Annotated in this window: 20 protein-coding genes and 1 pseudogene; 14 read left to right on the forward strand and 7 right to left on the reverse strand. The window is 64.8% G+C overall.

The features are described from left to right. Positions 1-37: 37 nt before the first annotated feature. The gene (locus CDQ91_RS13540; RefSeq protein WP_088473375.1) at positions 38-283 is read left to right on the forward strand and encodes a hypothetical protein; all 246 of its coding nucleotides are present in this window, start codon (positions 38-40) and stop codon (positions 281-283) included. Here CDQ91_RS13540 and CDQ91_RS13545 read toward each other — a convergent pair. After that, entirely contained in the window at positions 267-1070 is an 804-nt protein-coding gene (locus CDQ91_RS13545) for a CDP-alcohol phosphatidyltransferase family protein (protein ID WP_419722566.1), read from the reverse strand. The genes CDQ91_RS13540 and CDQ91_RS13545 overlap by 17 nt on opposite strands. After that, on the reverse strand, positions 1057-1791 hold the full coding sequence (locus CDQ91_RS13550; protein WP_088473261.1) for a phosphatidylserine decarboxylase: 735 nt from the start codon (positions 1789-1791) through the stop codon (positions 1057-1059). Before CDQ91_RS13550 ends, CDQ91_RS13545 begins: the two co-directional genes overlap by 14 nt. A 135-nt stretch (positions 1792-1926) precedes the next feature. Here CDQ91_RS13550 and CDQ91_RS13555 point away from each other — a divergent pair, with 135 nt between their 5' ends. Next, positions 1927-3141, forward strand: a complete 1215-nt coding sequence (locus tag CDQ91_RS13555) for an NADP-dependent isocitrate dehydrogenase (protein ID WP_088473262.1) — start codon at positions 1927-1929, stop codon at positions 3139-3141. Positions 3142-3206: 65 nt separating this feature from the next. Next, positions 3207-4994 (forward strand): cation:proton antiporter domain-containing protein, encoded by a 1788-nt coding sequence (locus CDQ91_RS13560; RefSeq protein WP_088473263.1) that lies wholly within the window; start codon positions 3207-3209, stop codon positions 4992-4994. Here the strand turns inward: CDQ91_RS13560 and CDQ91_RS13565 are convergent. Beyond that, positions 4991-7921 carry a M16 family metallopeptidase gene (locus tag CDQ91_RS13565; protein ID WP_088473264.1) on the reverse strand — a complete coding sequence of 977 codons (2931 nt, stop codon included), beginning with the start codon at positions 7919-7921 and terminating at the stop codon, positions 4991-4993. The genes CDQ91_RS13560 and CDQ91_RS13565 overlap by 4 nt on opposite strands. A gap of 87 nt (positions 7922-8008) precedes the next feature. Here CDQ91_RS13565 and CDQ91_RS13570 point away from each other — a divergent pair, with 87 nt between their 5' ends. Further along, a complete protein-coding gene (locus tag CDQ91_RS13570; protein ID WP_088473265.1) occupies positions 8009-8857 on the forward strand; it encodes a carbon-nitrogen hydrolase family protein in 849 nt (282 codons plus the stop codon). Between the two features lie 111 nt (positions 8858-8968). Here CDQ91_RS13570 and CDQ91_RS13575 read toward each other — a convergent pair whose 3' ends face one another. Beyond that, entirely contained in the window at positions 8969-9196 is a 228-nt protein-coding gene (locus tag CDQ91_RS13575; protein WP_237245983.1) for a hypothetical protein, read from the reverse strand. A gap of 173 nt (positions 9197-9369) precedes the next feature. After that, entirely contained in the window at positions 9370-10155 is a 786-nt protein-coding gene (locus CDQ91_RS13580; protein ID WP_088473267.1) for an NUDIX hydrolase, read from the reverse strand. Positions 10156-10258: 103 nt separating this feature from the next. On the opposite strand from CDQ91_RS13580, the gene CDQ91_RS13585 reads away from it, so the two are divergent. From CDQ91_RS13585 to CDQ91_RS13595, 3 genes and pseudogenes are all read left to right on the forward strand, one after another. Continuing rightward, positions 10259-10894, forward strand: a complete 636-nt coding sequence (locus CDQ91_RS13585; RefSeq protein ID WP_088473268.1) for a DUF4126 domain-containing protein — start codon at positions 10259-10261, stop codon at positions 10892-10894. A gap of 69 nt (positions 10895-10963) precedes the next feature. Then, positions 10964-11745: pseudogene (locus tag CDQ91_RS13590) on the forward strand (IS5 family transposase). Between the two features lie 149 nt (positions 11746-11894). Continuing rightward, complete coding sequence (locus tag CDQ91_RS13595) at positions 11895-14705, forward strand: autotransporter family protein (RefSeq protein WP_088473269.1); 2811 nt, start codon at positions 11895-11897, stop codon at positions 14703-14705. Between the two features lie 36 nt (positions 14706-14741). Here CDQ91_RS13595 and CDQ91_RS13600 read toward each other — a convergent pair whose 3' ends face one another. Both CDQ91_RS13600 and CDQ91_RS13605 read right to left on the reverse strand, forming a co-directional pair. After that, entirely contained in the window at positions 14742-15965 is a 1224-nt protein-coding gene (locus tag CDQ91_RS13600) for an NAD(P)/FAD-dependent oxidoreductase (RefSeq protein ID WP_088473376.1), read from the reverse strand. A 195-nt stretch (positions 15966-16160) separates the two neighbouring features. Next, positions 16161-16898 carry an IclR family transcriptional regulator gene (locus CDQ91_RS13605; protein ID WP_158213677.1) on the reverse strand — a complete coding sequence of 246 codons (738 nt, stop codon included), beginning with the start codon at positions 16896-16898 and terminating at the stop codon, positions 16161-16163. Between the two features lie 106 nt (positions 16899-17004). On the opposite strand from CDQ91_RS13605, the gene CDQ91_RS13610 reads away from it, so the two are divergent. The 7 genes from CDQ91_RS13610 to CDQ91_RS13640 all read left to right on the forward strand — a co-directional run bounded on the left by CDQ91_RS13610 (position 17005) and on the right by CDQ91_RS13640 (position 25986). Next, on the forward strand, positions 17005-17922 hold the full coding sequence (locus CDQ91_RS13610) for an SDR family NAD(P)-dependent oxidoreductase (RefSeq protein WP_088473271.1): 918 nt from the start codon (positions 17005-17007) through the stop codon (positions 17920-17922). A gap of 10 nt (positions 17923-17932) precedes the next feature. Next, entirely contained in the window at positions 17933-19108 is a 1176-nt protein-coding gene (locus CDQ91_RS13615; RefSeq protein WP_088473272.1) for an acyl-CoA dehydrogenase family protein, read from the forward strand. Continuing rightward, positions 19109-20320: a CoA transferase gene (locus CDQ91_RS13620; protein WP_088473273.1), complete on the forward strand. Its 1212-nt coding sequence runs from the start codon at positions 19109-19111 to the stop codon at positions 20318-20320. Next, complete coding sequence (locus CDQ91_RS13625; RefSeq protein WP_088473274.1) at positions 20321-21535, forward strand: acetyl-CoA C-acetyltransferase; 1215 nt, start codon at positions 20321-20323, stop codon at positions 21533-21535. It begins immediately after the preceding gene. Between the two features lie 2 nt (positions 21536-21537). Beyond that, entirely contained in the window at positions 21538-23133 is a 1596-nt protein-coding gene (locus tag CDQ91_RS13630) for an acyl-CoA dehydrogenase family protein (protein WP_088473275.1), read from the forward strand. After that, a complete protein-coding gene (locus tag CDQ91_RS13635; RefSeq protein WP_088473276.1) occupies positions 23133-23984 on the forward strand; it encodes an HTD2 family dehydratase in 852 nt (283 codons plus the stop codon). The genes CDQ91_RS13630 and CDQ91_RS13635 overlap by 1 nt, the downstream gene beginning before the upstream one ends. Positions 23985-24135: 151 nt before the next feature. Then, positions 24136-25986: a hypothetical protein gene (locus CDQ91_RS13640; RefSeq protein WP_201791901.1), complete on the forward strand. Its 1851-nt coding sequence runs from the start codon at positions 24136-24138 to the stop codon at positions 25984-25986. Positions 25987-26003 lie beyond the last annotated feature (17 nt).

A 26003-nucleotide genomic window follows, 5' to 3' on the forward strand; every position in this document is an offset into this window, starting at 1 on the left:
CAGGGTTTTCGCACGAAAAAACCGGAAGGACAAGATCATGGTTCAGGTCGCAGCCGCTCTCCTTTTCGCCGTCGCCGCCGGGCTCGGCATCACCGTGATCGTCGCGATGCTGAAATCCAATGAAGATGCGATCCTGTCGGCACTGCTCGGCGAAGGCGCCTTCCCTATCGCGGTCGCACCGAAATCAGGCCCCGCACCGCGCGTCCTGCCGCTGCGCCGGACCGGCGCACGCCCGATTCGCAATGCCGCCCGCCCTCAGCCGCAGTTCAGCCGCGCCGCCTGACCTTCGCATAGCTGGCGAGGCCAAAGGGCAGCGCAATCATATAGAGCGCGCACACTGCGAGCAGGGTCCACCAGGGCGCCGTCACCATCGCCGCACCAAACAAGCCGACACCCGCCAGTGCAAAGATGCGCCACGAACGACGCAGGCGGATCGACGACCAGCTATAGGTGGGGATGGCAGAGATCATCAGCATCGCGATGCCAAGCGCCCAGGGCATGACGACATACCATTGGCGAAACAGGTCATTGTCGGTCACCAGCCACAGATAGACGGGAACGAACGACAGCCCCGCCCCGGCAGGTGCCGGAATACCGGTCATGAAACCGGCCGACTTGTGCGGCTGAAAATCGGCATCCATGCGCGAATTGAAGCGCGCGAGGCGGAGTGCGCAGCAGACCGCAAGCGCGAGCGCGGCGGTCCAGCCGAATTTGGGTGCCTCATCGAGCGACCAGAAGAACAGGATCATCGCCGGCGCCACGCCAAAGGCGATCACGTCGGACAGCGAATCGAGTTCGGCGCCAAATTTGCTTTGCGCGCGAAGCAGCCGGGCAATACGCCCGTCCATTCCGTCGAGCACGCCGGCGACGATGATCATCGTGATCGCGGCGGCCCATTCGCCGTCGATCGCGAAACGAACCCCGGTCAGGCCAGAGCAAAGCGCCAGGATCGTGATCGCATTGGGGGCAAAGGCGCGCAGCGGGATACCGCCGATCCGGCGACGCTCGCTATCGGGCACCGTCTGCCCGTCTTCGGTCAGCTTGGCATCCGGCACATTATTGCCCGACACCGTCGATCGTTTCGGCCTTGCCGATCCGCGCGACGATGGTTTCTCCGGCGAGCGTGCGCTGGCCGAGCAAGACCTGCGACGTCGTACCCGCAGGCAGATAGACGTCGACGCGGCTGCCAAAACGGATCAGGCCGACGCGCTGGCCGGTCGAAAGCTCGGCGCCCATGCTGACAAAGGGCATGATGCGCCGCGCGACGAGGCCGGCAATCTGGGTAAAGCCGATGCGGACCCCGTCGGCGCGCTCGACGACGAAATGCTGGCGCTCATTTTCCTCGCTCGCCTTGTCGAGGTCGGCGTTCAGGAACTTGCCGGGGATATAGACGAGCTTGCGCAACGTCCCTGCGACCGCGGTGCGGTTGATATGGACGTCGAAGACGCTCATGAAAATCGACACGCGCAGCATCGGCGCGTCGCCCAGCCCGTCGAGCCCGGCGATTTCGGGCGGCGGCAGGACCTCGGCGATTTGCGTCACCAGCCCGTCGGCGGGGGCGATCACCAGATCGTTTCCGGTCGGGGTGATCCGTACCGGGTCGCGAAAAAAGGCGCCGACCCAAGCGGTCACGCCGGCCATCAGCCAGCCGAGGATTTCCCAGCCGAGCAGCCAGAAGCATAAGGTCACGATCGCGGCGATCAGAAGGAACTTGCGGCCTTCGGGATGGATCGACGGCCAGCGCCACTTGATACCGCCACCGGGGCGGTTGGAAGAGATGGTTGTGGACATGGCGTTCTTCTAGGGCCGCCGTCCCGCACTGACAATGGGATATGGGTAACATCGACCGGCAACGACAGTTGAACAATTGCGCCGCATTGCCTAAGGCGCGTGCAAATCCGACTCCCCAAGGAAAAAGGCACTATTATGGGCAAGATCAAGGTAGCCAACCCGGTCGTCGAACTCGACGGCGACGAAATGACCCGGATCATCTGGCAATGGATCCGCGAACGGTTGATCTTGCCCTATCTCGATATCGACCTGCATTATTACGATCTCAGCATCGAAAAGCGCGACGAGACCGACGACAAGATCACCGTCGATGCCGCCAATGCGATCAAGAAGCATGGCGTCGGCGTGAAGTGCGCGACGATCACCCCTGACGAACAGCGCGTCGAGGAATTCGGCCTCAAGAAAATGTGGAAGTCGCCGAACGGCACGATCCGCAACATATTGGGCGGCGTCGTTTTCCGCGAACCGATCGTGATGAAGAATGTCCCCCGCCTCGTTCCCGGCTGGACCGACCCGATCGTCGTCGGCCGCCACGCATTTGGCGACCAGTATAAGGCGACCGATTTCCGCGTCCCCGGTCCCGGCAAGCTGCGCCTGGTGTTCGAAGGCGAAGACGGTACGCTGATCGATGAAGAAGTGTTCCTGTTCCCGTCGTCGGGCGTCGCGATGGCGATGTACAATCTCGACGATTCGATCCGCGACTTCGCGCGCGCCAGCCTGAACTATGGCCTCGCGCGCCAGTGGCCAGTGTATCTGTCGACCAAGAACACGATCCTGAAAGCCTATGACGGCCGTTTCAAGGATCTGTTCGAGGAAGTGTTCGACGCCGAATTCAAGGACAAGTTCGCCGCAGCCGGCATCACCTATGAGCATCGCCTGATCGACGACATGGTCGCATCGGCGCTCAAATGGAGCGGCAAGTTCGTCTGGGCCTGCAAGAATTACGACGGCGACGTTCAGTCGGATACCGTCGCGCAGGGCTTTGGCTCGCTCGGCCTGATGACCAGCGTGCTGATGACCCCCGATGGCCAGACCGTCGAATCCGAAGCCGCGCACGGCACCGTCACGCGCCACTATCGCATGCACCAGCAGGGCAAGGCGACCTCGACCAACCCGATCGCGTCGATCTTTGCCTGGACCGGCGGCCTCAAGCATCGCGGCAAGCTCGACAACACCCCCGAGGTGACGAAGTTCGCCGAAACCCTCGAGCGCGTCTGCGTCGACACCGTCGAAAGCGGCAAGATGACCAAGGATCTGGCGCTGTTGATCGGCCCCGACCAGAACTGGCTGACCACCGAAGGCTTCTTCGAGGCGATCGTCGAAAATCTCGAAGTGGCAATGAAGGCCTGAAACAACCGAATAGGTTGACATAGACGACTAGCCAACCGGGGCCGGCCTGCATAAGGTCGGCCCCAATGGTATCAGAAACAGAAACATCGGCCCTCGGCAACGCGCTGGTGGTCCTCGGTGCCGCAGGCATCGTCATTCCGGCGTTCGCGCGCTTTCGCATCACCCCCGTCATCGGCTTCATCCTCGTCGGCCTGCTCGTCGGGCCATCGGGGCTCGGCGCGCTCACCGGCGATTATCCGTGGCTGAAACATGTCACCATCGCCTCGACCGAAGATATCGCGCTCTTCGCCGAATTTGGCATCATCCTGCTGCTCTTCTCGATCGGGCTCGAACTCTCGTTCCGCCGCCTGTGGCAGCTTCGCAAACTGGTGTTCGGGATCGGCGCGGCCGAATTGCTGCTCGGCGGGATGATCCTTGGCGGCGCGCTGATGCTGCTCACAGATTATTCGACCCCTGCCGCCTTCGGGCTGGGCATCGCTCTCGCCCTCTCCTCCACCGCGCTGGTATTACCGATCGCAGGGACCAAATCGGCAGTTGGTCGTGCCTCCTTCTCGATGCTGTTGTTCGAGGATCTGGCCATCGTCCCGATCATCTTCATTCTCGGCGCGCTCGCGCCCAATGCGGCCGCCAACAGCACCGAACTGCTGCTGACCACGCTGTGGCAGGGTGTGGTCGTCGTCGCAGCGCTCGCGATCGCGGGCTGGTTTCTGCTGCCGCGTATCTTCGCGCAGGCGGCGCGCGCCAAGAATCCCGAACTCTTCCTCGCCGCCAGCCTGCTTGTCGTCATCGTCGCGGCGCTGGCGACCGCCGCGGTCGGTTTGTCACCGATCGTCGGGGCGCTGCTTGCCGGGTTGATGATCGCCGAAACCGAATATCATGGCGAGGTCGAGGCGATCACCGCGCCGTTCAAGGGCCTCGCGCTCGGGGTGTTCCTCATCAGTGTCGGCATGGGCCTGAACCTCAAGACGATCGCCGAACAATGGCCCCAGCTCGTCGCAGCGGTGGCCGGGGTCATATTGATCAAGGCGATCGTCACCGCCGCCTTGCTGCGCTTTTCCGGCACCGCGCGGCGTGGCACCGCGGCCGAGGTCGGCCTGCTCATGTCCAGCCCGTCGGAAACGACGCTGATCGTCCTCGCGACCGCGCTCCAGGCGCAGATCATCGGCCGCAGCACCGCCGAATTCTGGCAGCTCGTGACCGCGATCGGCCTGACGATCACCCCGCTGCTCGCGCGCGTCGGCCACGACATCTCGCGACGGATCGAGATGCGCAGCAGCGATAGCGCCCCCATTCCTGAAACCCCCGAAGGGCGCACCGTAATTGTCGGTTTCGGCCGCGTCGGCCGCATCGTCGCCGAATTACTGCGCGAGCATAATCGTCCCTATGTTGCGGTCGATGCCGATATCGACACCGTCGCGGCGGCGCGGCGCGATGGCTTTCTCGTCCGCTTCGCCGACGTCGCGCGGCCGGGAAGCCTCGACAAGCTGGGGATCGAACATGCCGACGCGGTCGTGCTGACCATGGACGACCCCGTCCAGCAACTGCGCATGACGCGTCAGTTGCGTCAGAAATATCCCGACCTGCCGATCATCAGCCGCGCGCGCGGCGCCGACCATGCCGCCGCCCTCTATCAAGCGGGTGCGAGCGACGCGGTGCCCGAAACGCTCGAAAGCTCGCTTCAACTCGCCGAGGCGGTGCTGATCGACCTCGGTGTCGCGATGGGCCCGGTGATTGCATCGATCCACGACGTCCGCGCCAAGATGCGCCACGACATCATGACCAAGGGCCAGCTGGAACGCGAACCGCGCATCCAGAAACTGCGGACGCCTCCAACCGGCAGCGAAAGCGCCTAGCGCGCGCCCGCCGCCGGAGTCACTGCGACGTCCAGCGCTGCGGCCTCCGTCAGCGTCATCCCCTTGGGCAGGATCGCCAGTGACCATTGACGCCGCGGGGTCAGATATTGCTTCGCCAGCCGCTGGACATCGGCGGCGGTGACCGAGGCAATATCCTGTTCGATAGACAGCGCGTTGGCGGCGACCCGTGGGTCCCGCGTCGCGCCTTCGAGCAGGAACATCCAATAGACATTGCCCGTCGATGCGCGCGCGACCTGTTCGCGGATCGGCCCCGCATTGCGTGCCAGTTCGTCGGCCGTCACCGGATTGGCCACGAGATCGGCGGCGATATCCCGCGCAATCCCATAGAAACGATTCACATCCTTGGGCGCGAGCAGGCTGCCGACAAGCAGATAACCGCCGCTGTCAAAACCCGTCGGCCAATGGCTGTCGACAACGGGACCATAGCTCGCCCCCTGCTCGGCACGGAGACGGTCAAATAAGCGGTCGTTAAAGACAGCAGCCAACACCTCCAGCCCGCGGGCATCGCGCGGCGTCGCAATGCCGCCGCTGGTTGGCCACGCCGTCATCGCCGCTGCCTGCCCGCGTTCGCCGCGATGATAGGCCAGTTGCGGGGTGGCCGCAGGCTTGGCGAAGGCAACGCGCTTGCCGCCCGCAGGCGCGATTTCCTTGCGCGGCGCCAGCGCGCCGAGCGTTTCGGCGAGGATACGGCGATAATCGACCGACGCCAGATCGCCGAATATCTGCACCTCGATCGGCCCGCTCGCGAGGCGCGGCTCCCAAAAGGCGCGGAAGGTCGCAGGGGTCAGCGCTTCGATCGCAGCCCGGTCGGGCGCCGCCCAGCGGCGGTCATTGCCAGTCAGCCAGCCACGCAAATTGCGGTCGAGTACCGCATTGGGCGTCGCGTCGTTGAGGTCATATCCGGTCAGATAGCCGACGCGGATGCGATCGACGGGTGCGGCGTCCCAGCGCGGAAAGGCGAGCTTGCCCGCGATCAGCCGCAACTGGTCGGCGATATCGGCGGGATTGCTTTCGGCCGACAGTTCGAATGCGTCATCGTCGATCGCGAAGTTAAGCTGAATCTGGCGCCCGTTAGTTACCTGATCAATCTCATTCTGTCCCCATGGCCCTACCCCGCTCGCGGTGAGCGCATAATCACCGGTCCACAAAAGATTGGGGGCATCGGCCGCAACGCTACGGTTGCCGGTACCAAAGCGGACATTGACGCGCACCTTGCCGGGTTCGACCTTGTTGTTCGACACCAGCGCGGTCACGCCATTGGCGAATTCGATCCGCTCGGCACGCAGGCCCGGAACCAGCGTCGTCGATGCGATCGTGCCGGGAGTGCCGATCGCGGGGAATTTTTTGAAATCCGTGCTGCCGGCGGTCAGCCGGTCGTCGCGAAGCGTCGCTGGCGCCTTCAGCGCGGCGAGCAGCGCGCCGTCGCCGCCGCCGATGGGCGTTGGCGACGTCAGCACGACGCGCGTGATCGGGGCGCTGAACACCGCACGGCTGGTGTCGAGCATCACCTGCGGCGTCGCCGAGGCACGGATCGCGGCGAACATATCGACCTGTCCCTGCGGACTGGTCACGACTTCCTGAATATCGACCGCGCGTACCATATCGTCGGCCAGCCGGGCGCCGGGTTCGTTGCGCGCATTTTCCAGATCCTTGCGCAAAAACGCTTCAATCTCATTCGCTTCGCGGTCGATGTCGGCCTGCGACGGCGGCGTTTTGATCGCATCGGCGATCACTCCGCGGACATCGGCCAGCGCGACCTTCCAGTCGCTGAGCGGGACGATCTGCGCGGTCGTCACATCGACGCTGCGGCTGACATATTCCTGCCCGACCTCTGCAACCAGATAGCTGCCGCCGCTGCGTGCGCGATTTTCCAGCCGTCGGTTGACCAAAGCCTGTGCAATAAACTCCAGATAAAGCCGCCGCGTGTTTTCTACCGTGTCGATCCGCTTTTTCCACGGCCGCACCATCGCCAGCGTCAGCGCAGGCGGCTGGTTCGGCTCGACAATTACCCTCGCCTCGGGCGCTTTGGGATCGGGCTTGCCGAAATCGGGCTGCGGCGGATTGGCGCCATTTCCGCGCCAGTCGCCATAATATTTTTCGACCAGCCGTGCAAAATCGTCGGTACTGCCGTCGCCGACGATCACCACCAGCGCGCGTTCGGGACGATACCAGCGCTGGTGAAAGGCCGCGACCGAGGTCGCGCTCGCCTTGCCCAACGATGCGACGGTACCGATCGGCGACCGGTCGCCCAGCAGCAGGCCGGCGAACAGATGCGCGCTGCTCGCGTCAGCGATGCGTTTTTGCGGACCATCCGATTCGCGCAGTTCGGACTGGACGACCCCGCGCTCGGCAGCGACAGCGAGTTCCGAAATCCGCGGTTCGCGGACCATCCCCGACAGCAATTTCATGCTTTCGTCCAGATTGACGGCGGTCACGCTGGGCAGGTCGAGCTGGTATACCGTCTGGGTCGGTGTCGTCTGCGCGTTCGAATCGCTACCGAAGGTCACCCCGAACCGCTGCCAGATGCGCTTCGCCTCGCCATCGGGAATATGTTCCGACCCGCGGAAAGTCAGATGTTCGAGAAGATGGGCATAGCCGCGCTCCTCCTCGGTTTCGAACATCGAGCCGACGTCCATCCGCACCCGGATCGACACCTGCCCCGGCGGGACACCATTGTTGCGCACAGCATAGCGTACCCCGTTGGGCAGTTCGCCGAACTGCCACGCGGTATCGCGGGGAATGTCGCTGCCGACATAGAGCCAGCTGTCATTCTTGCCCTGGCTCGCCGCAGTCGCGGAATCCTGCGCGATGGCGCCGGCTGGCGACAGCAGTAACGCGGCGGCGACCGCGCAGGCTGGCAGGAGAGTGTGGAGGAAACGGCGCGTCGGCGCGGGAGAGATCAACATTGGCCCACCTTATCGCTATCAAAGCTTGCTGGCCACTGAACTGTCGCGACACTTGTCCTGCGCCAGGCATCGTCCTAGCCCGGTCCGATGGAAACGCCCCCTGCCCCGCTCGCCGCGCTCGTCCAGATGACGAGTGGCATCGACCCCGACGTCAATCTGGCGGTGATCGACCGCGCGCTGGCTGACGCGGCGGCACAGGGTGCCGTGATGGCATTTCTTCCCGAGATGTCGCTGTTGCTCGACCGCGACCGGCAGCGGTCGGCCGCGCATATCGTGCGCGAGGGTGAAAGCCCATGGCCTGCCGCGCTGCAGGATATGGCGCGGCAGCACGGCCTGTGGCTCCATTCGGGATCGATGCCCTTGCTCGCCGACGAGGGCGAACGGCGCGTGAACCGCAGCCATGTGATCGCCGCCGACGGCAGCATCCGCGCCCGTTATGACAAGATCCACATGTTCGACGTCACGCTGCCCAGCGGTGAGAATTGGACCGAATCGGCCGCCTATGCCGGTGGTAGCGAACTGGTCGTGGTCGATACGCCCGTCGGCCGCCTCGGCCTCAGCATCTGTTACGATCTGCGTTTCCCCGAACTCTATCGCGCACTGGTCGATCGCGGCGCCGACGTCATCGCCGTTCCCGCTGCTTTCACCGTATCGACCGGCGAGGCCCATTGGCACATCCTGCTGCGCGCACGAGCGATCGAGACCGGTTGTCACGTCCTGGCGGCAGCGCAGGGCGGCGCCCATGCCGACGGACGCGCGACCTTTGGCCACAGCCTGACCATTGACCCTTGGGGAGCCGTACTGGCCGAAGCGGAATCGGACGGTGCCGCCGGTTACAGCCTGACCCTTGCTCCCGTTGCCAGCGATGCAGTTCGTCGCGCACGCCAGGCTATTCCGCTGTCCCGGTCCCGCACGATCCGCGGCATCACACTTTAGGCTCGGGCACGGCAACCGTCGGGACTCGTGACCTTCAACATATCGCCAAACGAACAAAGGGCCCCAGACATAGTCTGGAGCCCCTTGCGGAAACTATATCGACCGCCGAAATTACGGGCTGGTCGGTGCGTCGTCGTTGTTGTCGGTTGCGATGATGATGCCACCGACAATGGCGACCAGCGCGACGAGGGCGATGATCCAGCTCGAGCCGCCCAGTTCGCTTTCACCGTCAACCGTCGAAGCGGCACGAGCTGCGGGAGCAGCCGATGCGACAACGGGAGCTGCGATCATCGAGGTTGCTGCGAGAGAGATCGCAGCTTTCTTAAGCAGGTTCATCATATTCTCCGTCCACTGGTATGGTTTCTTCGAATCAGCCCAGAGAAATGGTCCCCAGTCTGCTTCTGCACTGCCCGTCTAGGCAAGGCCGTCGGCAAATGCAACGACGATTTGAACTAGCCCGGAATTCTTATGAAATTGCTAAAGCAGGAAAAACTCCTCGCGCGATCGGCTTTTCACCCCCTGCGGATGCGGTCGAGGGGCTCGCTCGTCACAGGATAGCCAAGATGGCCCGGGATACACAGGTGCGATCCGCCGTCGCGATCCTCGATCCAGGGGGTGATCAAATCGATGGAAAATTGCCCAGCATGGTCGGAAAAGCTGGAAAAATCGGGGGTCTGAGCGAGACGCTCGAGGTTGCGGCGGGTCGGAAAGATCACCGACGCTTCCCCGCGATCGGCCATCGCCAGCGTGTCCCGCGCACTCGCCCAGAAAATATGGCTATGCTCCGCCTCCTCGACCGTCAGCTCTTGGCTGTGCGGCGGTGCGGCGACCGCAAAGAATCGCGTATCGAAAGTCCGGGCTTCCTTGAAATTGGGACACCAGCGCGCAAAGGGAACCAATGAGTCTAGCGCGAGTCGGTCGCCGCGCTCTTCCAACATCGTCGACAGCAATATTTCGGCGAGCAGCGCCTTCCGCACCCCGGCGATGTCCTTTTCGGCGAGCCCCGGCCAGCCGACCGCCAGCCCCGTCTCCTCCAGCGTCTCGCGGATCGCGGCAACCCGCGCTGCGCCCTCGACGTCGCCCTCGGTATAGCCATGCCGGTGCGCGACGACATAATCGTCGGGATCGATGCGCCCGCCCGGAAAGACAACCGCGCCAGCGGCAAAGGCCATTTTCACCGAGCGCTTGACCATCAAAATCTCGTCGGGGCCGCCGTCGTCGGCGGGCCGCATGATCACCAAAGTCGCGGCGGGAATGGCCCCATCGGGCAGCGTGGACGGCGGCGTGATTTCGTTCATGGACAAAGCGATAACCGTGCTTCGACGGCTTGTCATCTGACCATTGCGGGGGAAGCGACTCGGGTGCAAGATGGGGTCCGACACGGCGCAGGGGGAACGGGCCATGGGGATCGTGGAGATTTTGGGCGTCGCGGGCAGCCTCAGCTTGCTCGCCGGATGGCGGCTCTATCTGACGATATTGGCGACCGGCATCGCGATGCATTTCGGCTGGCTTCCGCTACCCGAACATTTGCAAGCCCTTCAGATACTTGCCAATCCCTGGGTCCTCGGCGTTGCGACCATCGGCACCGCAGCGGAATTTCTGGCCGACAAGGTCGCGTGGGTCGATTCGGCGTGGGATGCGGTCCACAGCTTCATCCGCCCGCTCGGCGGCGCGCTACTGGCGCTCGCGCTCGTCGATTCGTCCGACCCGGCCTGGCAGGTCATCGCCTTCCTGCTCGGTGGTGGTGGCGCGTTGCTCAGCCATGGCGCCAAGGCGACGACACGCGCGGTCGTCAACATCAGCCCCGAGCCCTTCAGCAATGCGGTGGTTTCAACCAGCGAGGATATCGCGACGACGGGTTTGCTCGCGCTTGCGATCGCCTATCCTTCGATCGCGATCATCATCGCGATCCTGTTGGGCGCCGCCGCGGTCGTGGTGATCATCGCACTGCGCCGCCTGCTCCGCAACATCAAGGCGACGCTGAAAAGCGCATTGGGCGACGGCCCGCCAACGCAAGGTGAGTTACCACCTGCCTAGGCCGTGTTGACAAAAGGGATTCCCAAACCCGCCTTGTTCTGATTCAAGACTGCTTTTTGAGGGGCAGTCATGGGTCGCGGGGATTTGTCGGACGCGGAGTGGGATCTGATCGGGCCGCTACTGCCGCCTGAGCGCGGTCGCTGGGCGCGGCCGGCGGGCGATAACCGGCGCTTCCTCAATGGAATGCTTCACGTGCTGCGGGTCGGCTGCCCCTGGCGCGACATGCACGAGCGCTACGGCAAGTGGAACTCGGTCTATGTGCGCTTCCGTCGCTGGGCCGAACAGGGTGTCTGGGATGCCCTGCTGCAAACACTGGTCGATCTGGGTCTGACCGACGACTGGCAACACATGATCGACAGCACCAGCGTTCGCGGCCATGTCTCGGCAGCGGGCGGAAAAGGGGGGCTTGTGCGAACGCTCTTGGTCGATCACGCGGCGGCTTTACGAGCAAAATCCACGCCCGCTGCGACAATCAAGGACTGCCTGTCGGCTTCATCCTCACCGGCGGCGAGGCTTCCGATTACACCGCTGCCGAACCGCTGATGGCGATCCCCGCCGCCACGCCCAAGGCGCTGCTCGCGGACAAGGGTTATGATGGTGATCACTTCCGGGAAAGCCTGCTGACCCGGGGCATCCTGCCGATCATCCCGCCTCGCTCGAACCGCAAGGTGCCAGAGCATCCCGACTATCGCCGCTACAAGGACCGAAACCGCGTCGAGCGCATGTTCGGCAAACTCAAACAGCAACGACGCATCGCAACCCGCTATGACAAAACCCTGCTCTCGTTCGAGAGCTTCCTCAACCTCGCCGCTACGCGCCTATGGCTGAAGTCTTTTGTCAACACGGCCTAGTTCCGCGGGACAATAGGGTAAACGCCTCGTCTCATTAGCAATTGCCTAATCCCCGGCATAAGTTATGCCTTGGAAACCGCGCATCTTCTTCCGGCAACTTGGCGGAAGAAAGGGACCAGGCCGCGCCTTCAAGAACAGAGGGAAAGCCAATGTCTGTTATGATCGGAACCCGTCTCCCCCGGCCTGCTTCCGGCCGGCCGCTCATCACCGCCGTTATTCTGCTCGCCTTCGGCTATGCCACGCCAGCATTGGCGGACTGCAATCTCGTGCCGACCGCGGGCGACGACAATCATCTGTGCGACAGCGGCACCGCGCCCGCCGGTCTGAACGATCCCGGCGGCAACAATCGGCTCACCCTCCCCACCGGTGGAACCGGCACGATCACCGGCAATGTGACCTTCGGCGCCGGGGTTGACCGCATTTCGATCGGATCGGGGCAGATCACCGGTGCGGTCGATCAGGGCAATGGCGACGATGTCTTCGACATTTCCGCCGGCAAGGTCACCGGCACCGTGCAGCAGGGCCTTGGCCTCGACGATTTCAACATGACCGGCGGCGAGATCGGCGCGCTCAACCAGGGCGGCGATCTCGACACATTCTTCATGTCAGGCGGCCGGATCGTCGATGCTTTTGACGATGGCGACATTGCGCGGATGACGGGGGGCCGCATCGGCCGCGTCAATATGAAGCTCGCCGACAATCTGTTCGACATGTCGGGCGGGACGATCGACCGCAACCTCGTCACCGGTTTCGGCAATGATATGATCATCATCTCGGGCGGTACGATCGGCGGTAATATCAGCGTTTCGGGCGGCACCGACAGCGTCACCATCACCGGCGGCTCGGTCGGCGGCGAGGTTCGGATGAGCGCCGGAACCGACAGTTTCGTCTGGGACCGCGGCGGCGTCGTCCATGGCATCATCGACATGGGCGACGACAATGACACCGCCCGGCTTGCCGGTCTGACCAACGCGCATCTCGGCGCCACCCCGCAGGTCAGCGGCGGCTCCGGCACCGACGCGCTGGTCTTCGACAATGTGTCGACCGGCAATGTCGCGCGCTTCGACGGCTGGGAACGGATCGACGCGACCGATGACACCGAGCTACTGTTCGACACCATGCTGGTCCTTGGCGATGGTGGGACAGGCACCGGCACCTTCGCTCTCGACGCGTCGAGCACGATCTTTGGCGGCGGCGCGCAAAGCGGGATCGCGGGCTTCACCGCCGGCCAGCGCGCGACGCTCATCAACGCCGGACGCATCGACCTGACCAATGGCGGCAACACCACCGGCGACCGCTTTACGGTCAGGGGCAATTATGTGGGCAACGGCGGCCTGCTCCTCCTCGACACGGTGCTGGGCGACGATAGCTCAGCGTCCGACCGGCTCGTCATCGACGGCGGCGCAGCATCAGGCACGACGGGGGTCACCATCCTCAACGCCGGCGGCACCGGCGCTGCGTCGTTGCAGAACGGGATCATGGTCGTCGAAACGCTGAACGGCGCAACGACCGCCAGTGGCGCCTTTGCCCCCAACCACCGCGTCGCGGTCGGCGCGTTCGAATATTATCTGTTCAAGGGCGGCGTGACCGCAGGCACCGGCGACAATTGGTATCTGCGCTCGACGATCGTCACCCCGCCCCCGGCAGTCACGCCGCCCGAAGTCGCCCCGGCGCCGGCGCCGCTGACGCCTGCACCCCCGCCGCCCGAACCCGAAGCGCCTGAGCCCGCACCACCGCCACCACCACCCGTTCCCCCACCCGCGCAGCTGCCGCCCGAACCGACACCCGGAAACCCCGACCCGGTCGACCCCGCCCCGCCGGTCGAGGTTATCGACCCGGCCCCGCCGACACCACCCGCACCGCCACCGGCGCTAGAACCCGATCCCCCGGCTCCGACGCCCGAACCCCCGACTGAGCCCGCGCCAATTCCCACCGGACCGTCGGCCATCGAACCTCCGACCGAGGGCGCTACGCCCCAGATCGGCGAAGTGGGCGAGCCCATTCCGCTCTATCGCCCCGAGGTTCCGGCCTATGTCGTCGCGGTGCCGGTCGCGCACCATCTGGCGGCCGCGACGCTCAGCACCTTCCACGCCCGGCGGGGCGACCAATCGCTGCTCCGCCGCGATGGCGACATTCTGCCGGCAAGCTGGGGCCGTGTGCTGGGCGAAGATGCCGAGATCAAATGGGATGGCGATGTCGCGCCATCGTTCGACGGCGACCTTCAGGGTTTCCAGATCGGTCAGGATTTGATCGGGATGGGCGATGAGGATGGTACGCGCATCCGCGCCGGCATCTTCATCGGCCGCGCCGAAATGAACGGCACGACGCGCGGCCGCTCGCTCGGCTGGAACGATCTGACCGTCGGCCGTATCGACACCAAGAGTACCAATCTGGCGGGCTATGCGACGCTGGTCGGCGCGAACGGCTGGTATGTCGACACGGTGGTCCAATATAGCTGGTTCGACGGCGAAACGGTCGCCGACAGCGGGCTGGCCATCGACATCGACGGAAAGGGCATCGCGGCCTCGCTCGAAGCGGGCTATCCGATCGCGCTATCGGGACGCTGGACGCTCGAACCGCAGGCGCAGATTGTGTGGCAGCGCGTGTCGCTCGATAATCAGGCCGATATATTCTCGACCATCTCCTTCGCCTCGGGCGATGCGTTCACGGGCCGTTTCGGCTTCCGCCTGCACGGTGATTATCCAGGCGAGAGCAGCCGGTTCCAGCCCTATGTCCACGCCAGTTTGCGCCACGGATTCTCGGGCACGCAGACGACGCGCTTTGGCGACAATCCGATCCGCACCGACCTCGGCCGCACCGAATTCGAGGCCGGGGCGGGACTGGTCGCATGGCTCGGCAAGAATATCGGCCTGCATGTGAAGGGCGATTATGGCATGAACGCCGACGGTCCGCGCAGCCGACGGCTCGCCGGAACGGCCGGCATAACGATCAACTGGTAAAGATGCGCGCTCCCCGCCTGAGGCGGGGAGTAGCGTTTAGGCGGGGAGCAGCGTTTTCAGGGGCGTTTCGGCATCGGCGACCTGTTCGGCGGTTGCCTGAATCCCCGCAGTGACAACCATGCGGCCCTGGACATAATCCTTGGTCGCATTGACGCAGTCGATCGCAATGACCTTGCCGCCTTTCAAATAGACGACCGAGAAGCTGCGCGTCGCCGGATCGCCGCGCAACACCGCCTGGTCGTGCCCGGTCGACAGGCCGGCGGTCTGGAGCTTCAGATCATATTGGTTCGACCAGAACCAGGGGATGGCGTGATAATGCGCTTCGGCGCCGACGATGCCCTTGGCGACGACATTCGCCTGATCATTGGCATTTTGCACCGATTCCAGCCGGATAACCGCACCCTCGGCATAGTCATTTTCGTGCGCGGCGCAGTCGCCGATCGCGTAAATATCGGGAAGGCTGGTCTTGCAGAGACGATCGACGCGCACGCCATTGCCGCCCTCGGCGCCCGCCGCGATCAGCGGTTCGACCGCGGGAATGATCCCGATACCGACGATGACCAGATCGGCGGGAATCACTTCGTCATTGTTCAAGCGGACGCCGGTGACATGGGTTTCGCCCTCGATCGCCTCGACGCATACGCCGAGCCGCAAATCGACGCCATGGTCGCGATGCTCCTTTTCATAGAAGCGCGACAGTTCTTCACCCGCGACGCGCGCAAGAACGCGGTCGAGCGCTTCCAAAAGCACGACCTTCTTTCCCGCCTTGGTGAGCACGGCTGCCGCCTCGAGCCCGATATAACCGCCACCGATAACGACGATCTGGCCCGCAGTTTCGGACGCCGCCTTCATCGCATCGGCATCGGCGCGGGTGCGCACGCCCTGCACGCCGGGAAGGTCGCCGCCGGGGATCGGCAGCATGCGCGGCGCTCCACCGGTTGCCCAGACAAGCTTGCCATAGCCGATCGTCTCGCCCGCTTCGGTGGTCACATGATGGCCAACCGAATCGACCGCGACGACGCGCGTGTTGAGCAACATCGTCACTTCGCGCTCGTCCCAATATTTGGCGGGGCGCAGCTGGATGCGTTCAAATTCCTTCTCGCCGGCGAAATATTCCTTCGACAGCGGCGGGCGTTCATAGGGAAGTTCGGGTTCGTCGCCGATAATCGCGATGCTGCCTTCGAATTTCTGCGTGCGCAGCATCACCGCCACCTGCGCACCGCCATGTCCGGCACCCACGATCACCACGTCGAACTGCATCGTCCTCATCCTCCTGCCCCGCGCTCCGTTCCCGGCATTGCCGTACGGTCAGTTGCGCGCTGCGTCCCTTGCACGCGCGGGCGATGGAGGCAAGTCACCCCTTAGGAGGGCTAATCATCGGCCTTAGCAACCACCGCTGCGGTACATGCCGGACGATCCTCTGGTCACGCTGCGACGACGGCGGACCCACCCTCGTCATGAAAGCTGACTGAGCGCCGCGCGAACCCGGAGCAGGTCGGCGCCCAGCGCATCGACCTCCTCAGCATTCCGCGATTCGGTGAAGATCGAGGCCGAAAGGCCAAAGCCCGGCCGGATTTCAGGAAGTGCGACCGCAACCGTCGAAATGCCGCGATGCGCAAAGCCCTGATCGAGCGCATAGCCAGTCTGCCCGGCGCGCCGCACCTGATCGGCATAGTCGGCAAAGGACAAAGCAGCCTGCCAGCGCACCGCGGCGTAGCGGCGAGCCAGTTCGGCTTCGTCGACCTTCTGCGCCGCAGCAAGGGCGCGGCCCACCGCGCCACCACCCAGCGGTTGACGCTGCGCATCGGCGAGCCGGAGCCGCATTCCGGCGTTGCTCTCGGCGTGCGCGACGAGTTGCAAGCGGTCGCGCGAAGCGACCTTCCATAATCCGACGGCGGCGTCCGATGCCTCGGCCAATTGCACCATCAGCGGCTGCGCGCGATCGACGAGCGCTTGCGCCCCACCGTCGCGCAGCGCCTCTGCTGACGCCCAGACGGGGCTGAGCCGATAAAGCTTCGTCCGCACGTCGCGCTCGGCCGCGCCTTCATCGACCAGCGTCTTTAACAGATTGAGGCAGCTCGACGGGCTCAGCCCCACCGATCGACCCACGTCCGACAGCGACAGCGGGCGCGATTCCGCGAGCAGCCGCATGATGGCAAAGGCTTGCGAAACCGAGCGGACCGGACCGGACATGCGCATTCATTAGTTTTCATCATGATGAAATTCAATTCCCAATGTTGAAATCATGCCACGCCCCGTCTAACGCGCTATGCAAAGGACTCGAACGGGAGAAGACGACATGGGCAAAAGCCTGGAAGGCAAGGTCGTGGCGATCACCGGCGCCGGCCGCGGCATCGGGCGCGAACTGGCGCTGCACTGTGCCAGCGAAGGCGCGGCGGTCGTGGTCAATGATCCGGGCGTCGCACAGGCCGGCGATGGCGGCGACGCAGCGCCCGCGCAAACCACCGCCAACGACATCGTCGCCGCGGGCGGCAAGGCGATCGCCAACTTCGCCAATGTCGCCGATCCCAAGGAAGCCGCGAGCATCATTGAGGATGCGGTCGCCCGCTTCGGCCGCATCGACGCGGTGGTCAACAACGCCGGCATCCTGCGCGACACCATCTGGCACAAGATGAGTTACGAGGACTGGAAGAGCGTCATCGAGGTCAATCTGACCGGCGTGTTCAACGTGTCGAAGGCCGCGACGCCCTATTTCCGCGAACAACAATCGGGCAGCTTCGTCCACTTCACCTCAACCAGCGGGTTGATCGGCAATATCGGCCAGGCGAATTATTCGGCGGCCAAGCTCGGCGTCGTAGCGCTGTCGCAATCGATCGCGCTCGACATGGCGCGCGTCGGAGTGCGGTCGAACTGCATCGCCCCCTTCGCGTGGAGCCGCATGACCTCGTCGATCCCCGCCGAGACGCCCGAACAGCAACAACGCGTCGCGCGAATGCAGGAAATGTCGGCCGACAAGATTGCGCCGCTCGTCGCCTATCTCGCCTCCGACCTGTCGAAGGACGTGACGAACCAGATTTTCAGCGTCCGCAAGAATGAGATCATGCTGTTTTCGAAGCCGCGTCCGATCCGCTCGATGACCAAGGTTGAGGGTTGGACCGCCGATTCGATCGCCGACGAGCTGATCCCGGCTTTCCGCCCCAGCTTCGCGCGCGCCGACGAGGTTTCGGCGCACGTCTTTCCCTATGATCCGATCTGAGGAGCCCAGCATGAGCAATGCGAACCCCGGCATGGACGCCGATGTCTTTGAACAGTTCATCGAACAGCTCGAACGCTATGTCCGCGACCGGCTGATCCCCGCCGAAAAGGGCATCATCGAAAACGATGAAATCCCCGCCGAGATCCTGTCCGAGATGCGCGACATGGGGCTGTTCGGCCTGACGATGCCCGAGGAGTTTGGCGGCGCGGGGATGAACGTCAGCCAATATGTCCGCACCATCCACACGCTCAGCTATGCAATGCCGGCGTTCCGGTCGATCATCTCGATCAACATCGGCATGTTCTGCTCGGCACTGAAAAATGGCGGTACCGACGCGCAAAAGGCCGAATGGTTGCCGCGCGTTGCTGCGGGCGAAATCGCAGCCTTTGGCCTGACCGAACCGGGGTCGGGATCGGATTCGGCCGGATTGCAAACCAGCGCAGTCCAGACCGACAATGGCTGGGTGCTCAATGGCACCAAGCGCTACATCACCAACGCGCCCTTCGCGAAGGTCGCACTGATCATGGCGCGGACGTCGAAGGAGAACCTGCCCAAGAACGCCCATGTCTCGGCCTTCATTGTCCCCATGGACAGCCCCGGCGTCTCGACGGGCAAATCGGACAAGAAGATGGGCCAGTCGGGCAGTCACATCTCCGACATCGTGCTGGAGGATGTGCGCGTCGGCGGCGAAGCGCTGCTCGGCGGCGAGGTCGGCAAGGGCTTCGCCTTTGCGATGATGAGCCTCGACAATGGCCGCATGTCGGTTGGCGCTGCTGCAACCGCCTACGCCCGCCGCGCACTCGACAGCGCGGTCCGCTATGCGACCGAGCGCAAGGCGTTCGGCGAGCCGATCGCCAATTTTCAGCTGATCCAGCAGATGCTCGCGCAGAGCGAGATCGATATCTACGCCGCCGAATGTATGATGGCCGATGTCACGCGCCGCGCCGATGCGGGCGAGAATGTCCTGCGCAAGGCCGCGGCGTTCAAGGTGTTCGCATCGGAGATGTGCGGCCGCGTCGTCGACGCCTGCGTTCAGGTCTATGGCGGCGCCGGTTATCTCGCCGAATATGACGCCGAGCGCTTCTTCCGCGATGCGCGCATCTATCGCATTTACGAAGGCACGACCCAGATCCTCCAGCTTCAGATCGCCAAGCATATGCTGCGCGAATTCCACGCGGGCGCCTGAATGTATAACCTCCTCTCCGGTCTGTCGGTGATCGAGGCGTCGTCCTTCGTCGCCTCCCCCACCGCCGGGCTCTATTGCGCACAAATGGGGGCGGAGGTGATCCGCGTCGACCAGATCGGCGGCGGTCCCGATTTCCGCCGCTGGCCGGTGACCGATAACAATGACTCGCTCTATTGGGAAAATCTCAACCGCGCGAAAAAGTCGGTCGCGCTCGACCTTGGGCGACCCGAGGGGCGCGAGCTGTTGCAGGAACTGGTGCGGGCGACCGGGCAGTTCATCACCAATTTCCCGGTCGGCGGATTCCTGTCGCACGAAACGCTGGCCGAGGGTCGCCCCGACCTGATCACCGTCCGCGTGATGGGCTGGGCCGATGGCTCGCCGGCGCTTGATTACACCGTCAACAATATGGTCGGTTACCCGATGCTCACCGGCACGGGCCCCGAGCCGGTCAACCATGTCCTGCCCGCGTGGGATTTGCTCTCCGGCGCTTACGCCGCTTTCGCGCTGCTCGCGGCGATCCAGCGGCGCGGCGCGACCGGCGAAGGCGGCGAGGTCCGCATCCCGCTGTCCGACGTCGCGATCGGGACGGTCGCCAATCTCGGCGGCATCGCCGAAACCCTCTATTCGGGCGAAAACCGCCCCCGCCTCGGCAATGCGGTTTACGGCCTGTTCGGTCGCGATTTCGTGACCGGCGACGGACAGCGCACGATGATCGTTGTGGTGACGCCGCGCCAATGGGCGAACCTCATCGCAGCGTTGAACCTCGGCGACGCCATCGCCGCGGTCGAGGCGGCACGCGGCGTGTCTTTTGCGAAGGACGATGGCCTGCGCTTCACCCACCGCGACGCGCTCTATCCGCTGTTCGAGCAAGCCATCGCGGCGCGTACCCATGCCGATCTCGCCGCCGCCTTCGATGCCGGCGGGATCGTCCATTCGGCCTATCGCACCATGCTCGACGCGGTGCACGACCCCGCGCTGGTCGCCGACAATCCGGTCTTCGGCGCCGCCGAAAACCCCAGCGGCTTCGCCTACCCCGCAGCGGGGTCTTTCGCGACCGTGCCGCAGATGGAGCGACAGGCGCCCCGCCCCGCCCCGCGCAACGGCCAACATAGCGAGGAAATCCTCGCCACCCGCCTTTCGCTTTCCTCGGGCGAGATCGCCCGCTTGATCGATGCCGGCATCGTCGGCATCACCCAACCGGAGACTGAGTAAATGACCCTGCGCCGCGCCGCCATCGTCGCCCCCATCCGCACCGCCGTCGGCAAATTCGGCGGCAGCCTGTCCTCGCTGACCGCCGGCGACCTCGGCGCCGTGATCCTGAAGGCGCTGATCGAACGCACCAAAGTCGATCCGGGCCGGGTCGACGATGTCGTCTTTTCGCAAGGTTACGGCAATGGCGAGGCACCGTGCATCGGCCATTGGTCGTGGCTCGCCGCCGGCCTGCCGCTCGAAGTTCCCGGCTATCAGCTCGACCGCCGCTGCGGATCGGGACTGCAGGCGATCGCCAACGCCGCGATGATGGTCCAGACCGGCATGTCCGACGTCGTCGTCGCGGGCGGCGTTGAATCGATGTCGAACGTCGAGCATTACAGCACCGACATTCGGAAGGGCGTGCGCGCCGGAAACCTGACCCTCCACGACCGGCTGACGCGCGGCCGCGTGATGTCGCAGCCGGTCGAGCGCTTCGGCGTCATCACCGGGATGATCGAGACCGCCGAAAATCTCGCCAAGGATTATGGCATCAGCCGCGAGGCGTGCGACGCCTATGCGGTGCGCAGCCACCAGCGCGCCGCCGCCGCATGGGACAAGGGCCTGTTCGCCGACGAACTGGTGCCGGTGTCGGTGCCGCAACGCAAAGGCGATCCGGTCATTTTCGCGCAGGACGAGGGCTATCGCGCCGACGCGACCCTGGAATCGCTCGGCAAGCTCCGCCCGCTCGAGGGCGGCGTCGTTACCGCGGGTAATGCGAGCCAGCAGAATGACGCCGCGGCAGCGTGCCTCGTCGTCGCCGAAGACAAGCTCGACGAACTCGGCCTCGAACCCATCGCCTGGTTCCACAGCTGGGCCGCCGCGGGCTGCGACCCCAGCCGCATGGGCATCGGCCCGGTGCCGGCGGTCGAACGGCTGTTCGCGCGCAACGGCCTCGGCTGGAACGACATCGATCTTGTCGAACTCAACGAGGCCTTCGCGCCGCAGGTGCTCGCAGTGCTCAAGGGCTGGGGCTGGTCGGACGACGACAGCCGCAACCAGATTTTGAACGTCAACGGATCGGGCATTTCGCTCGGCCACCCGATCGGCGCGACGGGCGGCCGCATCCTCGCCAACCTCACCCGCGAACTCGTCCGCCGCGACGGTCGCTACGGCCTCGAGACGATGTGCATCGGCGGCGGTCAGGGCATCGCGGCCATCTTCGAGCGCGCGGCCTGAGCATGGCCGATCTGCGCCCTGCCCTGACCGCCGCGCAAACCTACCGCGCGGCGGCGCAAGCGGCGCTCGCCGAACGGCTGGCGGCGCGGGCAATCGACAGCGAGCAGCGCGCGGCGCATGGCTTTGCGTGGGTGGCGACGACGGTCGCGGCGCTGGAGGCGACGCATAATTGGTGCGAGGCCGGCGGCGGCGCCAACCCGCTCGACGCACAGATCGCCGCGCTCGCTTTCGCCGAGGGCATCGGCCAGCTCGTCGGCGGCCTGCCGATGGGCCAGAATGAAATTTTCCGCCCCGCCGATCTCGGCATCGGCGCAGCGGCGCGCACGCTTGCCGACGCTTGCGCCGACCTACTCGACGCCGACCATGCGAAAGCCCGCGCCGAACTCGCTGCCGCGCTGGCGGCAGGGCATTGGCCGAGCGAGACGCTCCACGACGCCGATCTCGACACGATCCGCGACCAATATCGCCGCTTCACCGATGCCGAGATCATTCCGAACGCCCATCGCTGGCACCTCGCCAATGATCTGATCCCCGACGCGACCGTGACGGCGATGGCCGACCTCGGCACCTTCGGCGTCTGCATCCCCGAGGAATATGGCGGACTGGGTCTCGGCAAGCTGGTGATGTGCATCGTCACCGAGGAATTGTCGCGCGGCTGGATCGGCACCGGCTCGCTCGGCACCCGCTCCGAAATCGCGGGCGAGCTGATCGTCCTCGGCGGCACCGACGAGCAGAAAGCACAATGGCTGCCCCGGATCGCCAGCGGCGAAGTCCTGCCGACCGCGGTGTTCACCGAACCCGATGTCGGATCGGACCTCGGATCGCTGCAAACGCGCGCGCGCGTCGATGCAAATGGCGAATGGATAATCGACGGCGCAAAGAACTGGATCACCCACGCCGCGCGGTCCGACCTGATGACCCTGCTCACCCGCACCCTGCCCGATGCGAAGGGCTATGCCGGACTGTCGATGCTGCTTGTCCCCAAGCCGCGCGGGACCGAGGACACACCCTTCCCCGCCGAGGGAATGACGGGCAGCGAGATCGAGGTGCTCGGCTATCGCGGGATGCGCGAATATGCGCTGCAATTCGACGCAATGCGCGCACCCGCCGACGCCTTGCTTGGCGGCGAAGAAGGGCAAGGCTTCAAACAGTTGATGCGAACCTTCGAAGGCGCGCGGATTCAGACCGCCGCGCGCGCAGTCGGGGTCGCGCGCCGCGCGCTCGAACTCGGGCTCGATTATGCGCTGAACCGCAAACAGTTCGGCAAGGCGATCATCCAATTCCCGCGCGTCGCCGACAAGCTCGCGATGAGCCTCGTCGACTTCATCACCGCGCGCGAATTGAGCTACGCCGCCGCGCGCGCCAAGGACTCGGGCAAGCGCTGCGATATCGAAGCCGGAATGGCCAAACTGCTCGGCGCGCGCGCCGCCTGGTCGAACGCCGACGCCAGCCTGCAGATCCACGGCGGCAACGGCTATGCGCTCGAATATGAAATCAGCCGCATCCTGTGCGACGCACGCATCCTCAATATTTTCGAAGGCGCCGCCGAGATTCAGGCGCAGGTGATCGCGCGCGGCTTGGTCGGGGGACGCAATTGATGAGCGATTGGAACGCATGGATCGGCCGCGAAGACCTCCGCCGCGATCGCGTGAGCGACGAACTTGCTGCGCGCTGGCTCGCGACACTCGACCGCGATGCAGCGGCGGGCGGCGCCGTTCCGCAGGGCTTCCACTGGTGCCTGTGTGCGCCCGACGCGCCGACCGCGACGCTCGGCAGCGACGGGCATCCGCGGCGCCAGAACAGCCCCGACAGCTGGATGCCGCCGATCCCGCTACCCCGCCGCATGTGGGCGGCGAGCAAGGTCGAATATCTCGCGCCCATCACCCTCAGCGCCGCAATCGAGCGCCGCTCGGCGATCCGCTCGATCACCGCAAAACAGGGCGCATCGGGACCGCTGGTCTTCGTTGATGTCGCGCATGAAATTCACGCTGATGGCGAGCTTTCCGTGCACGAAACGCAATCGATCGTGTTCCGCGACGCCGCTCCCGCGGGCACTCCGCCATCCCCGCCGCCGCCCGGCGAGGGCCGTTTCGATCCCGGTGCGTGGGACGCTCACCGCCTGCTGGTCCCCGACGAAGCGCTGCTCTTTCGATACTCGGCGCTGACCTTCAACAGTCACCGCATCCATTACGACCTGCCCTATGCGACGCAGGAAGAAGGCTATCGCGGTCTCGTCGTCCACGGCCCACTCACCGCAACCTTGCTGCTCGACCTCGCCCGGCGCGCGTTCGGAGACAACAAGCTGAGCTCCTTCGCCTTTCGCGGCCTCTCCCCCGCAATCTGCGGCGAAGAGCTGCACCTGGCGCTGCGCGGTGACGGTGCGTCGGTCGAGTTGGGTGCATTCGCCGCCGATGGCCGACCGATCATGTCGGCTTCGGCGACACTCTGAGTCCGACCGCCACCACATCGCCGCAGCGCGACCCGAAAATTCGGCCCTTGACTTGAAACGGCCTTTCCTTCCAAAAGATGTATGACACCGGTGTCTGAAACAGGCCCGGACGACCGCAGACAAATGCGGCACCATGGGAGAGATGCAGCGCATGATCAGAAACAGGCCCTCCATGCTCGGCCGGCGCCTCGCCCTCGGCGCCGCCCTGATGGTCGCCGCGCCCGTGTTCGCGGCTGACAACGCCCAGCCGCGGGCCTTCAACACCGTCGTCGAGAAACATATCCAGCCGCAGTCCGAACAATTGCTGCTCGCGCTGGTCAAGGACGGCAAGGCGCTGCAGATCGACGGCATCGCGGTGTTCAACGGCAGCGACAAATTCCTGCCCGGAAAGATCGCAATCGGCCTCGCCGAATATCTGGACGGCTTGGCCGACAACGACCCACGCCTGCCCGCCTATCTCGGCCATTTTCGCAAGATCGCGAAGCTGACCATCGACGATCCGAATGATACGTGGGGCATTTATTATTATCTCACCGCGCTCGACATCCTCCGCCGACGCGGCTGGCTCGAACAGGCCGTCGATCCGCTCACGATGGCGAAGCTGCGCGTGCGGCTCGACTGGCGCAGCTTCGTCGATCGCGACCGCTATGTGCTGATCGATCATCCGAACAATTATATCGTCGTCGCCTTCTCTATCGCGCGGCTGCGAGGCGCGCTGGGCTGGGAAGATGAGAGTGCGGCGACGCGGCTCTATGCCGCCGCGGCGAAACATTATCGCACCTATTCGGACTTTGGTTTCGCCGACGAGACCGACGGCGAAGGCCGCTTCGACCGTTATTCGATCCTGCTCGCTGGCGAAATCGCGGCACGCTATGTACAGACCGGCGACACCCCGCCCGCCGAAACGCTGGACTGGCTACGCAAGGCCGCCGATGTGATGCTGCTGCGCGTCAATGGCGACGGCCTGGGTTTCGAATATGGCCGCAGCCTCGGCCCCTATGGCGAGACCTCGATCGTCGAGGTGCTGACCGCCGCTGCCGCGACCGGCGTGCTCACCGAAGCAGAGAAGGCGATCGCCTATGCCTATGCCTCGCGCGTGTCCGAACGCTATGTCGACTTCTGGATCGATCCACGTACCGGATCGGTGAACTTGTGGGACGACGGGCGGCGAACCGACGCCTATCGCGGCAAGTTCCGCATCCTCGGCGAGAACCTGAGCCTCGCGCATCAATTTTCCTACACCAATGCGGTGTGGAACAAGCTTGGCTACCGCGACCGCGCGCCGAAAGTCGACTGGGCGGCGGTGCAGGCCGCCAAGCCGCGCCGTTCCACCACATGGTTCGCCCGCAGCACCTATGACCGGATGCTGCTGACCCTGCAGGACGGCAAACGGCTCGTCAGCCTGCCGGTAATCAACGGCGGCGCGACGCAGCACAATCACAGCCCCTATTTCCCCATCCCCTTCTCGCCCGGGATGCTCGAGGGTGTGGCCGATGGCGATGCACCGCTGCTGATCCCGCAACTGACGCTGAACGACGGCAGCGTCATGATGCCGCTCGCCTATCAGCGCGACGTGAAGGTCGAGGCGACAGGCGACCGCACATCGGTCAGCTGGCACCAGAGCGAACTCGACCGGATGGGCGACGCCGCACCCGCGCCCGACAAGCGCGTTTCGGTGACGACCAGCTACCGCTTCGCACCCGGCCGGATCATCCGCACCGACGTCTTCGTCCCGCAAAAGGGCACAACGATCGCCGATGCGCGCCTCGAATTCGCCAGCTTCTCCACGGGCGCCCACATGCAGGGCAACAGCGCCTTATTCACATCGGGCGCCGTGCGCCGCTTCACGGTCACAGGGCTAACTCGATGCTCCGCCAGCCCGACCGAGGGCAAGGAAGCCTATCGCTCGCCACAAGGCCCGATGCACAGCCTCGTGTCCTGCCAGGGCGTGCGCACAGCAAGCGGGGCACTCCGGATCAGCTGGACCCTCGAATATCGATAGGCGCGGCTCCATCATGC

The sequence above is a fragment of the Sphingopyxis witflariensis genome (assembly GCF_002205635.1).
Lineage (GTDB): Bacteria > Pseudomonadota > Alphaproteobacteria > Sphingomonadales > Sphingomonadaceae > Sphingopyxis > Sphingopyxis witflariensis.